The sequence below is a fragment of the Pseudomonas sp. IT-P294 genome, from assembly GCF_949767865.1.
Taxonomy (GTDB): domain Bacteria; phylum Pseudomonadota; class Gammaproteobacteria; order Pseudomonadales; family Pseudomonadaceae; genus Aquipseudomonas.
Genome location: NZ_CATKQW010000006.1, coordinates 80,732 through 93,666, shown reverse-complemented (window position 1 = coordinate 93,666; position 12,935 = coordinate 80,732). Strand labels below are relative to the sequence as shown.

The 12,935-nt window shown below is 59.9% G+C and carries 10 protein-coding genes; 4 read left to right on the top strand and 6 right to left on the bottom strand.

What is annotated here, in order from left to right:
• Window positions 1-140: 140 nt before the first annotated feature.
• Window positions 141-2,003 carry a sigma-54-dependent Fis family transcriptional regulator gene (locus tag ACM6I0_RS05265; protein WP_414921652.1) on the top strand — a complete coding sequence of 621 codons (1,863 nt, stop codon included), beginning with the start codon at window positions 141-143 and terminating at the stop codon, window positions 2,001-2,003.
• Window positions 2,004-2,255: 252 nt separating this feature from the next.
• Window positions 2,256-3,128, top strand: a complete 873-nt coding sequence (gene uppP / locus ACM6I0_RS05260; RefSeq protein ID WP_285434673.1) for an undecaprenyl-diphosphatase UppP — start codon at window positions 2,256-2,258, stop codon at window positions 3,126-3,128.
• 60 nt (window positions 3,129-3,188) lie between these two features.
• Here the strand turns inward: uppP and cysS are convergent, their stop codons facing one another.
• Together cysS and ACM6I0_RS05250 are read right to left on the bottom strand one after the other, a co-directional pair.
• Window positions 3,189-4,571, bottom strand: coding sequence for a cysteine--tRNA ligase (gene cysS / locus ACM6I0_RS05255; RefSeq protein WP_414921651.1), 1,383 nt, complete (start codon window positions 4,569-4,571; stop codon window positions 3,189-3,191).
• Window positions 4,572-4,586: 15 nt separating this feature from the next.
• Window positions 4,587-6,284, bottom strand: a complete 1,698-nt coding sequence (locus ACM6I0_RS05250; RefSeq protein WP_285434671.1) for a glutamine--tRNA ligase/YqeY domain fusion protein — start codon at window positions 6,282-6,284, stop codon at window positions 4,587-4,589.
• 260 nt (window positions 6,285-6,544) lie between these two features.
• Between ACM6I0_RS05250 and ACM6I0_RS05245 the strand changes: the two genes are divergently transcribed.
• Together ACM6I0_RS05245 and lpxH are read left to right on the top strand one after the other, a co-directional pair.
• A complete protein-coding gene (locus ACM6I0_RS05245; protein WP_090185718.1) occupies window positions 6,545-7,051 on the top strand; it encodes a peptidylprolyl isomerase in 507 nt (168 codons plus the stop codon).
• Entirely contained in the window at window positions 7,048-7,800 is a 753-nt protein-coding gene (lpxH, locus tag ACM6I0_RS05240) for a UDP-2,3-diacylglucosamine diphosphatase (protein ID WP_414921650.1), read from the top strand. The genes ACM6I0_RS05245 and lpxH overlap by 4 nt, the downstream gene beginning before the upstream one ends.
• A 121-nt stretch (window positions 7,801-7,921) precedes the next feature.
• Here the strand turns inward: lpxH and ACM6I0_RS05235 are convergent, their stop codons facing one another.
• The 4 genes from ACM6I0_RS05235 to ACM6I0_RS05220 all read right to left on the bottom strand — a co-directional run bounded on the left by ACM6I0_RS05235 (window position 7,922) and on the right by ACM6I0_RS05220 (window position 12,773).
• Window positions 7,922-9,451 (bottom strand): DHA2 family efflux MFS transporter permease subunit, encoded by a 1,530-nt coding sequence (locus tag ACM6I0_RS05235; RefSeq protein WP_414921649.1) that lies wholly within the window; start codon window positions 9,449-9,451, stop codon window positions 7,922-7,924.
• A gap of 164 nt (window positions 9,452-9,615) precedes the next feature.
• On the bottom strand, window positions 9,616-10,818 hold the full coding sequence (locus tag ACM6I0_RS05230; protein ID WP_285434668.1) for an efflux RND transporter periplasmic adaptor subunit: 1,203 nt from the start codon (window positions 10,816-10,818) through the stop codon (window positions 9,616-9,618).
• A gap of 15 nt (window positions 10,819-10,833) precedes the next feature.
• Window positions 10,834-12,303: an efflux transporter outer membrane subunit gene (locus tag ACM6I0_RS05225; RefSeq protein ID WP_285434667.1), complete on the bottom strand. Its 1,470-nt coding sequence runs from the start codon at window positions 12,301-12,303 to the stop codon at window positions 10,834-10,836.
• The gene (locus tag ACM6I0_RS05220; protein ID WP_090185733.1) at window positions 12,300-12,773 is read right to left on the bottom strand and encodes a MarR family winged helix-turn-helix transcriptional regulator; all 474 of its coding nucleotides are present in this window, start codon (window positions 12,771-12,773) and stop codon (window positions 12,300-12,302) included. The genes ACM6I0_RS05225 and ACM6I0_RS05220 overlap by 4 nt, the downstream gene beginning before the upstream one ends.
• Window positions 12,774-12,935: the final 162 nt, after the last annotated feature.

The window sequence follows — 12,935 nt, the reverse complement described above, 5'->3', positions numbered from 1 at the left end:
TGTGGGAGCGGGCTTGCTCGCGAAAGCGGTCGACCAGTCAATGTTGATGTCGACTGCCACACCGCTTTCGCGAGCAAGCCCGCTCCCACAGGGGAATACCTATAACAACAATAAAAAACGATATTCAGAGGCTGACCTTCATGGCCGCACCTGCCCCCGGTTTATCCCACGACGCTATCATCCAGGACTCCTGGTCCCGTTGCCGCGCATTTGGTCTCAATCATCAGAGCGCCCCGGCGTTCGACCAGCTGCCGGCGGCGGACATCGCGCAGTTGCTCGAGCGCCAGCATTCACTGGTGCAGACCACGCATCAGGAAGTCCTGCCGTATTACGAAAACATTCTGAGCAACTCCAATTGCCTGATCATGCTCGCTGACAACCAGGGCCAGGTGCTGACCTCATGGGGCACTCAGCGCTTCATCGAGCCGAGTCTGACCCGCGGTTTCAACGCGGGCGCCAGCTGGATGGAGCGTTGCAGCGGGACCAATGCAATCGGCACCGCGCTGACCTGCGAGCAAGCCGTGCACATCGAGCACGATGAGCACTTCCTCAAAGCCAACCGTTTCATGACAGGGTCCGCCGCGCCGATTTTCGATACCGAGCGCAAGGTGATTGCGGTGCTGGACGTGTCCAGTGACAGCTACCTGCCGCCGTCCCACACCCTTGGCATGGTCAAGATGATGAGCCAGACCGTGGAGAACCGGCTGATCCTCAACCTGTTCCATGGCCAGCACTTTCAATTGACGTTCAATACCGGGTTGAACAACCTCGACAGCCAATGGGCCGGGTTGTTGATCTTCGATGAAACCGGACAAGTGCTCTCGGCCAACCGCCGTGCCGATAACTTGCTGGGCATCAGCCTGTCGCGGGTCAGCGTTGACAGCCTGTTCAAAGTCTCGCTACTGGAACTGCTGAACCAGCCCGAAGGCCTGCCTTTTTCCCTGCAAGCAGCCGGTCGCAACCGCTTTCAGTGCGTGCTGAAACGGCCGAAGCAGGCACCTATCCAAGCGCGGCTTTTCTCTGAAATGAAGAGCACTGAACCCGCGCGCACCGAACCTGCCGAAACAGCGCCCGCCGCGATCAGCCTCAATACCCTGCACTTCGGTGACAGCCGCGTGGAAAAAGCCGTACGTCAGGCCGAGCGTTTGCTGGAGAAGGACATTCCGCTGTTGATTCACGGTGAAACCGGGGTCGGCAAGGAAGTGTTCGTCAAAGCGCTGCACCAGGCCAGCTCGCGCAGCAAACAACCGTTCATTGCCGTGAACTGTGCAGCGATCCCCGCCGAACTGGTGGAGTCCGAGCTGTTTGGCTACGAGAAAGGCGCGTTCACCGGCGCCAACCAGAAAGGCAGCATCGGACTGATCCGCAAGGCCGACAAAGGCACGCTGTTTCTCGATGAAATCGGCGACATGCCGCTGCCGACCCAGGCACGGCTGTTGCGGGTGTTGCAGGAACGTTGTGTGCAACCGGTGGGCAGCAGCGAGTTGTTCCCGGTGGATCTACGCATCATCTCGGCGACTAACCGCTCGTTGCGCGAGCAAGTGCAACTGGGGCGCTTTCGCGAAGACCTGTATTACCGCATCGGCGGCTTGACCCTGGAGTTGCCGCCGCTACGGGAACGCAGTGACAAGCAGGCGCTGTTCAAGCGCTTGTGGGAGCAACACCGAGAACCCTCGCAATGGGCCGGGTTGAGCCGCGAGGTGATGGAATTGTTCGGTCGTCATCCGTGGCCGGGGAATTTACGCCAGGTCAGCAGCGTGATGCAGGTAGCGCTGGCCATGGCCGAGGAACAGCCGGTGCGGCCGGAGCATTTGCCGGATGATTTTTTTGTGGATCTGGAGATGGAGCCGGTTGAACCAACGGAGCCGCTGGCGGCTGACTTGAATGATGCCGAGGATTTGAATCGGTTGTTGCAGGCGGCCGGGGGGAATATTTCGCATCTTGCGCGGCGATTGGGTGTGAGCCGAAATACCCTTTACAAGCGATTGCGTCAGGCTGAGTGACGGGTTGGCTTGGCGGGCCTCTTCGCGAGCAAACCCGCTCCCACACCCTATTTCCGTCGATCTGATGTTTGTGGATAAAACCATTCCCCTGTGGGAGCGGGCTTGCTCGCGAAGACGCCGGTTCAATCACCGCAAAACCATCAACTAAACCATTGACCGAACAGACTAGTCTGTGACGAAATGTTTCCGCTTTTCACCTCATGCCTTTTGATTCAGAACCTCCCTCCTCCTGATCCTCACAGGATAAGCGCTTTGACCAACATCTGTTCTACCGGCCTCGATATCGGCTTCGCCTCACTGGATTACCTGCAAATCGGCTTCCTGGGCATCGTTCAGGGCATCACCGAGTTGTTGCCCGTTTCCTCAACCGCGCACATGCGCATCGTGCCTGCCCTGCTCGGCTGGCCGGATCCCGGCTCGGCGTTTTCCGCGGCCATGCAGTTGGCCGCACTGGCGGCGGTGGTCAGTTATTTCTGGCGTGATGTCAGCCAACTTGTCAGCGGCAGTATCGGCGCCGTACGCCAACGCGATTTCAGCAACCAGTGGTTCGTCCTCGCAGTGGCCATCGTACTGGCGACCATCCCTATCGGCATTGCTGGCATCGCGTTGTCCTCGACGCTCAACGCGTGCAACTCGCCGTTGCGCGGGCTGATGGTGATCGGGATTTCCTGCGTGGTCATGGCAGTGTTGTTGGCGGCCGCCGAACTCAGTTGCCGACATCGCCGCACCGTGGGCGAAATGCGCCTGCGCGATGCGCTGATCGTCGGCATTGCGCAGATCGGCGCGCTGATTCCCGGGGTGTCGCGTTCGGGCTCTACACTCACAGCAGCGCTGTTCCTCAACTTCAAACGTGAAGAGGCTGCGCGGTTCTCCTTTTTGTTGGGGCTGCCCGCCATCGCCCTGGCCGGTTTGAAGGAGCTGTGGGTGTTGTTCCATGCCGATCTGCCCGCGCAAGCCTGGGCACATCTGATTTTCGGCCTGGTGATCGCCAGCATTTCGGCATTTTTCGCCATCTGGGGCCTGATGCGTTTTCTGGAGAAGTTCTCCACCTGGCCGTTTGTCATTTACCGCGCTGTGCTCGGGATCTTCCTGATTGTCGCGGTCAGCACCGGTCTGCTGAGCTGACACCCGCCAGAAAAAACAAAACCCGCACAAGGCGGGTTTTGTTTTTTACAGATAGGACAATCAGTCAGCCAGACGCCAGGTCGTGCCGCCCTTGCCGTCTTCCAGCACCACGCCCATGGCGGTGAGCTGGTCGCGGATGCGGTCGGATTCGGCCCAGTCCTTGTTGGCACGCGCATTCAGGCGAGCCTGAATCAGTGCATCAACTTCAGCCGCGTCGACCCGCCCTTCGGCGCCGGCCTGCAGGAAGTCATCGGCTTCAAGCTGCAACACACCCAGCACGCTGGCCAGTTCCTTCAAGCGCGCCGCCAGACCGGCCGCCGCCTCAAGATCGCTCTCGCGCAGACGGTTGATCTCGCGAACCATTTCGAACAGCACCGCGCAGGCTTCCGGTGTGCCGAAGTCGTCGTTCATCACCTGGGTGAAACGCTCGACAAAAGCTTCGCCGCCAGCAGGCGCCACGTTCGGCAGGCCTTTCAAGGCATGGTAGAAACGCTCGAGTGCGCTTTTGGCGTCCTTGAGGTTGTCTTCCGAATAGTTGATCGCGCTGCGGTAATGGCTCGACACCAGCAGGTAACGCACGACTTCCGGGTGGTACTTTTCCAGCACATCGCGAATGGTGAAGAAGTTGTTCAAGGACTTGGACATCTTCTCGCCATTGATGCGAATCATGCCGCAATGCATCCACGCGTTGGCGTAGGTCTTGCCGGTCGCCGCTTCGCTTTGGGCGATTTCGTTTTCGTGGTGCGGAAACTCCAGGTCGCTGCCGCCGCCATGAATGTCGAAGGTCTCGCCGAGGCAGCAGGTCGACATCACCGAGCATTCAATGTGCCAGCCCGGACGACCGTCGCCCCACGGCGATGGCCAGCTCGGCTCACCCGGCTTGGCGCCTTTCCACAGCACGAAGTCCAGCGGGTCCTGTTTGGACTCGTCGACTTCGATCCGTGCGCCAATGCGCAGGTCTTCGATCTTCTTGCGCGACAGCTTGCCGTAGCCCATGAACTTGGCAACGCGGTAGTACACGTCGCCATTGCCCGGTGCGTAGGCGTAACCCTTGTCGATCAGGGTCTGGATCATCGCGTGCATGCCGGGAATATGCCCGGTGGCGCGCGGTTCCATGTCTGGCTTCTTGATGTTCAGGCGCGCTTCGTCTTCGTGCATCGCCGCGATCATGCGCTCGGTCAAGGCTTCGAACGACTCGCCGTTCTCCTTTGCCCGATTGATGATCTTGTCGTCAATGTCGGTGATGTTGCGCACATAAGTCAGGTCATAGCCGCTGAACCGCAACCAGCGGGTCACCAGGTCGAACGCGACCATGCTGCGGCCGTGGCCAAGGTGGCAGTAGTCGTACACGGTCATCCCGCAGACATACATGCGCACCTTGTTGCCATCGAGCGGCTTGAAGACTTCTTTGCTCTTGGTGAGCGTGTTGTAGATCGTCAGCACTTTAGTTTCCTTGAATCACTGGCCCCACGAATCACGCAGGGTCACGGTACGGTTGAATACCGGATGACCTGGTTTCGAGTCCTTGATATCTGCGACGAAGTAGCCTTCGCGCTCGAACTGGAAACGGTCTTCCGGCTGTGCATTGCCCAACGAGGGTTCAGCACGACAACCGGTGAGGACCTGCAGTGAGTCAGGGTTGATGTTGTCCAGGAAACTGGCGCTGTCTTCAGCCTTCTCCGGGTTCGGAGAACGGAACAGACGATCGTACAGACGCACTTCGCATTCGACGCTTGCAGCCGCCGGCACCCAGTGCACCACGCCTTTGACCTTACGGCCTTCAGGGTTCTTGCCGAGGGTTTCCGGGTCGTAGGTGCAACGCAGTTCGACGATGTTGCCATCGGCGTCCTTGATCGCTTCGTCGGCACGGATCACGTAGCTGCCGCGCAGACGCACTTCGCCGTTCGGCTCCAGGCGCTTGTAGCCTTTTGGCGGCTCTTCCATGAAGTCTTCACGGTCGATGTAGAGCTCACGGGCGAACGGCAGGACGCGCACGCCCATGTCTTCTTTCGGGTGGCACGCCAGCTCGAGGTTTTCGACCTGACCTTCCGGGTAGTTGGTGATCACGACTTTCAACGGACGCAGCACGCACATGGCACGCGGCGCGCTGTGGTCGAGGTCGTCACGGATGCTGAATTCAAGCATGCCGAAGTCAACCACGCCGTCGGAACGGTTGGTGCCGATCATTTCGCAGAAGTTGCGGATCGATTTCGGCGTGTAGCCACGGCGGCGGAAGCCCGACAGCGTGGACATGCGCGGATCGTCCCAACCGTGAACGTGCTTTTCATCGACCAGTTGCTTGAGCTTGCGCTTGCTGGTGATCGTGTAGTTCAGGTTCAGGCGGCTGAACTCGTACTGGCGCGGGTTGGCCGGCACCGGCAGGTTTTCCAGGAACCATTCATACAGAGGACGATGGCTTTCGAACTCCAGGGTGCAGATCGAGTGGGTGATGCCTTCGATGGCGTCCGACTGACCGTGGGTGAAGTCATAGTTCGGGTAGATGCACCACTTGTCGCCCGTCTGGTGGTGATGGGCGTGGCGGATGCGGTACATGATCGGGTCGCGCAGGTTCATGTTCGGCGAGGCCATGTCGATCTTGGCCCGCAGCACACGAGCACCGTCCGGGAATTCGCCGGCACGCATGCGGGCGAACCAGTCGAGGTTTTCTTCCACGGAGCGGTCACGGAACGGGCTGTTCTTGCCCGGTTCGGTCAGGCTGCCACGGTATTCCTTGGCCTGTTCAGGGCTCAGGTCGTCGACGTAGGCCTTGCCGGCCTTGATCAGCTCGACGGCCCAGTCGTGCAACTGGTCGAAATACTGCGAGGCGTAGCGCACTTCACCGGACCATTCAAAGCCCAGCCATTTGACGTCGCTTTCGATCGCGTCGATGTATTCCTGGTCTTCCTTGGCCGGGTTGGTGTCGTCGAAACGCAGGTGCGTGACGCCGCCAAACTCCTGGGCCAGACCGAAGTTCACGCAAATCGACTTGGCGTGACCGATGTGCAGGTAACCGTTGGGCTCAGGCGGGAAACGAGTGACGATCTGCGTGTGCTTACCCGAGTCCAGGTCCGCCTGGATGATCGGGCGCAGGAAATTGACCGGCACGGCAGGGCCGGTCTTGGAATTCGAGGTAGGGTCGACAGTGGGCTTGCTCATAGGATCCTTGAACGTACAAGTGCGCGGCCAGTTGGCCAAATCAAAGCGGCTGTTAAATCAAAGGGGCTTATCATAGCCGATGCCGTCAAGTCGCTGACAGAGCAGGCCCGAAAACGGCTGCATTTAATCGGATGCAAATGAAAAACAGCCTCGAAATTCGCGCCCGGCACGCTAAACTGCGCACCTTGGCCGAATCTGGCCGGACCGGTTGAGGGCTTCAACGCCTCGAAACCCACGAATTCATTGATAGAGTACCGATCATGACCCAAGTCAAACTGACCACCAACCATGGCGACATCGTCCTGGAACTGAACGCTGAAAAGGCACCGCTGACCGTTGCCAACTTCATCGAGTACGTCAAAGCCGGTCACTACGAAAACACCGTTTTCCACCGTGTCATCGGTAACTTCATGATCCAGGGCGGCGGTTTTGAGCCAGGCATGAAAGAAAAGAAAGACAAGCGCCCAAGCATCCAGAACGAAGCCGACAACGGCCTGCCGAACGTGAAATACAGCGTTGCCATGGCCCGCACCATGGAGCCGCATTCGGCTTCCGCCCAGTTCTTCATCAACGTGGCTGACAACAGCTTCCTGAACCACAGCGCCAAGACCACTCAGGGCTGGGGCTACGCCGTGTTCGCCAAAGTCGTTGAAGGCACCGACGTTGTCGACAAGATCAAAGGCGTTTCCACCACCTCCAAGGCCGGCCACCAGGACGTACCTGCAGACGACGTGATCATCGAGAAAGCCGAGATCATCGAAGCGTGATACTGCTGATTTCAGACTTGCATCTGGAAGAGGAGCGCCCGGACATTACCCGGGCGTTTCTGGATTTGCTCGCCGGACGTGCCCGCTCCGCGAGTGCGTTGTACATCCTGGGCGACTTTTTCGAGGCGTGGATTGGCGACGATGCCATGACGCCCTTTCAGCGTTCCATCTGCCAGGCCCTGCGCGATCTCAGCGACAGCGGCACGGCCATTTTTCTGATGCACGGCAATCGCGACTTCTTGCTCGGCCAGGCCTTTTGTAAACAGGCCGGCTGCACGTTGTTGAAAGACCCGAGCGTCGTACAGCTTTACGGCGAGCCGGTGCTCTTGATGCACGGCGACAGCCTCTGCACCCGCGACGAAGCCTATATGAAGCTGCGTCGCTACCTGCGCAACCCCGTCACCCTGTTCATCCTGCGACACCTGCCCTTGAGCACCCGGCACAAACTGGCGCGCAAGCTGCGCAGTGAAAGTCGTGCGCAGACGCGGATGAAAGCCAATGACATCGTCGATGTCACGCCGCAGGAAGTGCCACGGATCATGCAGGAATACGGCGTAAAGACCTTGATCCACGGGCACACCCATCGCCCGGCGATTCATAAGTTGCAGATTGGCGAACAAGCGGCCAAACGCATTGTGCTGGGCGATTGGGACCGTCAGGGGTGGGCGTTGCAAGTGGATGAGCAAGGGTTTGCGCTGGCGCCTTTCGACTTCGCCCCGCCGCCGCAATTGGCAGCCCCCACAATCTAGCGCCGAACACAGCCCCTGTGGGAGCGGGCTTGCTCGCGAAAGCGGTGTATCAGACACATCAATGCTGAATGACACTGCGCATTCGCGAGCAAGCCCGCTCCCACATTGATTGCATTTCCGATCAGTGGCCGCTGGCGGCCGGGCCTGCTTTAGCGGCGAACGGTGGTTTTGCCAGCCAGACGATCAGGATCAACCCCATGAATCCCCACCCGAGCAACGTGAAGTAATCCACGGTGGACAGCATGTACGCTTGACTGGTCAGCACGTGATCGAGCTGTGCATACGCCGGATTGCCCGCGCCGCCCAGATTGTTCAGCGCCTCACGGGTCGCCGGCTCGTACGTCGTGATGCTTTCACTCAAGTACGCATGATGCTGGTTTGCCCGGCGAATCCAGATCCACGTGGTCAACGACGCCGCGAAACTGCCGCCCAACGTGCGCAAGAAAGTCGCCAGGCCTGCGCCATCGGCGATCTGGCTCGGTGGCAAGTCCGACATCAGAATGCTCAAGGTCGGCATGAAGAACAGCGCCACGCCAATGCCCATGAACAACTGCACCAGCGCGATGTGCTGGAAGTCCACTTCGTTCGTGAATCCGGCACGCATGAAGCAGCTCAGGCCAATCGCCAGGAAGGCCAGCCCGGCCAACAACCGCAGGTCGAATTTTTGCGCATATTTGCCGACAAACGGTGACATCACTACCGGCAGAATCCCGATGGGCGCCACCGCCAGACCGGCCCACGTCGCCGTGTAGCCCATCTGCGTTTGCAACCATTGCGGCAGAATCAGGTTAATGCCGAAGAAACCGGCGTAGCCCAACACCAGCACCAGCGTGCCGATGCGGAAGTTGCGATAGGCAAACAGCCGCAGGTTGACCACCGGGTGTTTGTCGGTCATTTCCCAGATCACGAACACCGCCAGCGCAATCACCGAAATTGCCGCGCCGATAAGGATGAAGTTCGACTCGAACCAATCCAGGTCGTTGCCCTTGTCGAGGATCACCTGCAACGCGCCGACGCCAATGATCAGCGTGATCAATCCGACGTAGTCCATCGGCTGGCGGCTGGTCTCCACCGGGCGCGTCTTCAGTTGCTGGCGCACCACCATTACCGCAAAGATCCCGATTGGCACGTTGATAAAGAAAATCCACGGCCAGCTGTAGCTGTCGGTGATCCAGCCACCAAGAATCGGCCCGGCAATCGGCGCCACCACCGTGACCATCGCCAGCAACGCCAGGGCCATGCCGCGCCTGGCGGGCGGATAGACCGCGATCAGCAACGTCTGGGTCATCGGGTACAACGGCCCGGCGACCAGACCTTGCAGCACCCGAAACCCGATCAGTTCCGGCATTGAAGTCGAGATACCGCACAGAAACGAAGCCAGTACGAACAGGATGGTCGCCCAGAGAAACAGCTTCACCTCACCGAAACGCCGGCTCAGCCAACCGGTCAGCGGCAGCGCGATGGCGTTGCTCACGGCAAATGAAGTGATCACCCACGTGCCCTGCTCCGAGCTCACGCCCAGGTTGCCGGAAATGGTCGGCAGCGCCACGTTGGCGATGGTGGTGTCGAGCACTTGCATGAAGGTCGCCAGCGACAGGCCGATGGTGCTGAGCAGCAGGCTGGGCGGGGTGAAAGACGCGTTATTGCTCATCGCGAATCCTTTGAAACCTGGTTGGAGCTACGTCTGTTACAGACGCAGCTGACCCTGTGGGAGCGAGCCTGCTCGCGATAGCGGTGGATCAGTCGACATCGTTGTTAACTGACACACCGCTATCGCGAGCAAGCTCGCTCCCACAAGGGCGGTGTCATGGCGAATCAGCGTTGAACGGTTTTGCTGACCGCTGCGCTGTTGTCGTGGATCAACTGAGTGATCATCGCGTCGGCCTCGGCCAACTGACGGTCATACACATTTGTGCTGAACGAAGCCTTTTGCGGCGGCTGTTGCGCCAGCACCGGGCCGCTCTGGTCATGCAGGTTCACATCGACCTGAGTCGAGAGGCCGACCCGCAGCGGATGCTTGGCCAGTTCTTCGGCGTTGATGTGGATCCGCACCGGTACGCGTTGCACGATCTTGATCCAGTTACCGGTGGCGTTCTGCGCTGGCAGCAAGGCAAACGCGCTGCCGGTCCCGGCGCCGAGACTGTCGATGGTGCCGTTGAATTTGACGTCGCTGCCGTACAGGTCGGCCTCGATCTCCACGGGTTGGCCGATGCGCATGTCACGCAGTTGGGTTTCCTTGAAGTTGGCGTCGATCCACAGTTGGTCCAGCGGAATCACCGCCATCAGCGCAGTGCCTGGCTGAACCCGCTGGCCCAGTTGCACGGAGCGCTTGGCCACGTAACCGGTGACTGGCGCGATCAAGGTGCTGCGCGAGTTGTTCAGGTAAGCCTGACGCAGCTGAGCGGCAGCCGCCATCACGTCTGGATGCGAAGACACCACGGTGTCGTCCACCAACGCACTGGTGGTTTTCAATTGTTGCTTGGTGTTGGCCAGGGCGTTTTGTGCCGAGGTCAGGTCGTCGCGAGCGTGGGACAGTTCTTCCTGGGAAATCGCCCCGCCAGCGGCAAGGTTTTTCCGCCGATTGAAGTTGTCTTGCGCCTTTTGCACTTCTGCTTGCTGGGCGTTGACCTGGGCTTTCATGCCGTCGACGTTGCTGTACAAGCCACGCACCTGACGCACGGTGCGGGCCAGATTGGCCCGGGCACTTTGCAGACCAACTTCGGCATCGTTGGGGTCAAAGTTGATCAGCACCTGGCCTTCGTGGACCAGGTCGCCGTCGTCAGCACCGATGCTGACTACAGTGCCGGTGACCAGCGGGGTGATTTCCACCACGTTGCCGTTCACATAGGCGTCGTCGGTGCTTTCATTCCAGCGCCCGTAGAATTCGTGATAACCCCAGACACCGATACCGGCGAGGATGACCACGATGGCGAGCACCACCAGCATGATTTTGCGTTTGCGCGGATTGCTCGTGTCTTGAGCGTTGTCCGGGGCTTGAGATGTATCGGCAGTGGCCATGACAAATACCTTGAATTAGTTGTGCTGCGTGGCTGGGGTTGCGTTGGCTGCGGTCAGGGTTTCGCCTTGGAAGCCGCCGCCCAGCGCCTGCATCAATTGGATCGACAAGTCGATCTGCTCGGCATTCAGGTTGGCCAGCTGACGCTGGGCCTGGAGCAATTGCTGCTCGATGCTGAGCACGTCCAGGTAGTTGCCGATGCCGGAACCGTACCGCTGGACCACGGTGTTGTAAGAATCCTGGGCAATGTCGGTGGCGTGTTGCTGTGCCCCGATCTGCCGGCCGATATCGCGCAACTGGTTGATGGTGTCGCTGACATCGCCCAGCGCTTTCACCAGGCTTTTGTTGTACTGCGCCACGGCGAGGTCGTAATCGGCGTCGCGTGAGTCGAGGTTGGCGCGCAGGCGGCCACCATCGAAAATCGGCACGGAAATGGTTGGCGCGATGTTGAAGAAACGGCTCGCCGAACCAAACATCGCATCACCCAGTAAAGATTCGGCACCCGCCGCCGCGCTCAAGTTCAAGTTGGGATAGAACTGGGTCTTGCCCGCAGCGATGTTCTTGCTCGCGGCCTCGACCCGCCAACGCGCAGCCACCAGATCGGGACGACGACCGAGCAATTCGGCCGGCAACACCGACGGCAATGCAACGGCGCTGGCCTGAAGAACTTTCGGCCGGGCAATCTCGTTTCCGCGATCCGGGCCTTTGCCCAGCAGCACGGCCAGGGCGATTTTCGCGCTTTGCAGGCGTTTTTCGGCATCGATCAGGCTGGCTTCGGAGCTGGCTTCCAGGCTTTCTGTTTGCTGGAACTGGTACTGACTGTCGATCCCCGAACTCAGGCGACGCTGACTCAGGTCGAGCATTTGCCGAGTACGTTTGAGGTCTTCATTGGCCAGGTCATAGATGATGTGCGCCTGGCCCAGATCGCTATAGGCACGAGCCACATCGGCAGACAATGTCAGCTGAGCGGCCTGCTGATCGACTTCGGCCGCACGGGCCTGGCCCAGCGCCGCTTCCCAGGCATCACGCTGACCGCCCCAGAGGTCGAAGTTGTAATTGAAGCTGGCGCCGATATTGCGCAGGGTGGAGTAAGTGCCGCCCTGCCCGCTCGGGTCCTGATCGCGGGCCAGACGCGAACGGCTGACACCGGCGCTGGCGTCGAGGGTCGGCATCCGCGCAGCGTCGGCGGCATAGGCAGCGGCGCTGGCCTGGTGCGCACGAGCGTCGGCGATTTGCATGTCGGGGCTGTCGTGCAGGGCTTCGCGGATCAGACCATCGAGTTGCGGATCGCCCAGGCTGGTCCACCAGTCGCTTTTCGGCCAGGCCGCCGGCGACAGGGTCACGCCGTTAAGGGATTGTCCGGCCTTGAGGTTTTTCGCATCGAGGCTGACGCCTTCGGTGGTCAGGCCGCTATAGCTGGCGCATCCGGCCAGGGTCATGGCCACCAGCACCAGGCTCAAACCGGCACGCAGGGTTTTACTGCTCATTTGTCACCTACCCGCAGCAAGGTGATCGAGTCACCCGCCGCCACCAATATTTTCTTGAGGATCTGTTCCAGGGTTTTCAGCTCATCCGGTGTGATCGCGCCGGCCAGTTCATTCATCGCGTCAGCGCCGATGTGCGGCAGCCGGTCGGCGAGCTTCTGGCCTTCTTCGGTCAGCACCAGTTGCACCTGACGGCGATCCGCCTCGGAACGCTGGCGGGCGAGGAAACCTTTCTGTTCCAGACGATCGAGCATGCGGGTCATCGAACCGCTGTCCAGCGACAGGTGCCGGCACAGCTCGGCCGGCGTATCGACACCGAACTGGGCCATGATGATCAGCACTTTGAACTGCGCGGCGGTGATGCCGTGGGGCTCCATGTGCGTATCGATGATCCGGTCCTTGAGCAGAGCGGCGCGCCCGAGCAGGAGGCCGAGATGGCAATTCTGGAATTCGTCTGGCGTGAAATGTTTCATCTGACCACCAATTAGCTGCCTAGGCAGAGAATGTATGACGAGATGTTACTGCCTAGGCAGCGAATGTCAACGCAATAGTTAGGTTGCTTGCTATTTAGCTGATAAATGGCTCACGGCTGATCGTTCCCACGCTCTGCGTGGGAATGCCTCTACGGACGCTCT

Bases quoted from the DNA above. Each gene is read 5' to 3' on its own strand.
- ACM6I0_RS05245 (WP_090185718.1), top strand. From the start codon at position 6,545: ATGACCCAAGTCAAACTGACCACCAACCATGGCGACATCGTCCTGGAA.
- ACM6I0_RS05265 (WP_414921652.1), top strand. From the start codon at position 141: ATGGCCGCACCTGCCCCCGGTTTATCCCACGACGCTATCATCCAGGAC.
- ACM6I0_RS05235 (WP_414921649.1), bottom strand. From the start codon at position 9,451: ATGAGCAATAACGCGTCTTTCACCCCGCCCAGCCTGCTGCTCAGCACC.
- ACM6I0_RS05220 (WP_090185733.1), bottom strand. From the start codon at position 12,773: ATGAAACATTTCACGCCAGACGAATTCCAGAATTGCCATCTCGGCCTC.
- ACM6I0_RS05230 (WP_285434668.1), bottom strand. From the start codon at position 10,818: ATGGCCACTGCCGATACATCTCAAGCCCCGGACAACGCTCAAGACACG.
- ACM6I0_RS05225 (WP_285434667.1), bottom strand. From the start codon at position 12,303: ATGAGCAGTAAAACCCTGCGTGCCGGTTTGAGCCTGGTGCTGGTGGCC.
- ACM6I0_RS05250 (WP_285434671.1), bottom strand. From the start codon at position 6,284: ATGAGCAAGCCCACTGTCGACCCTACCTCGAATTCCAAGACCGGCCCT.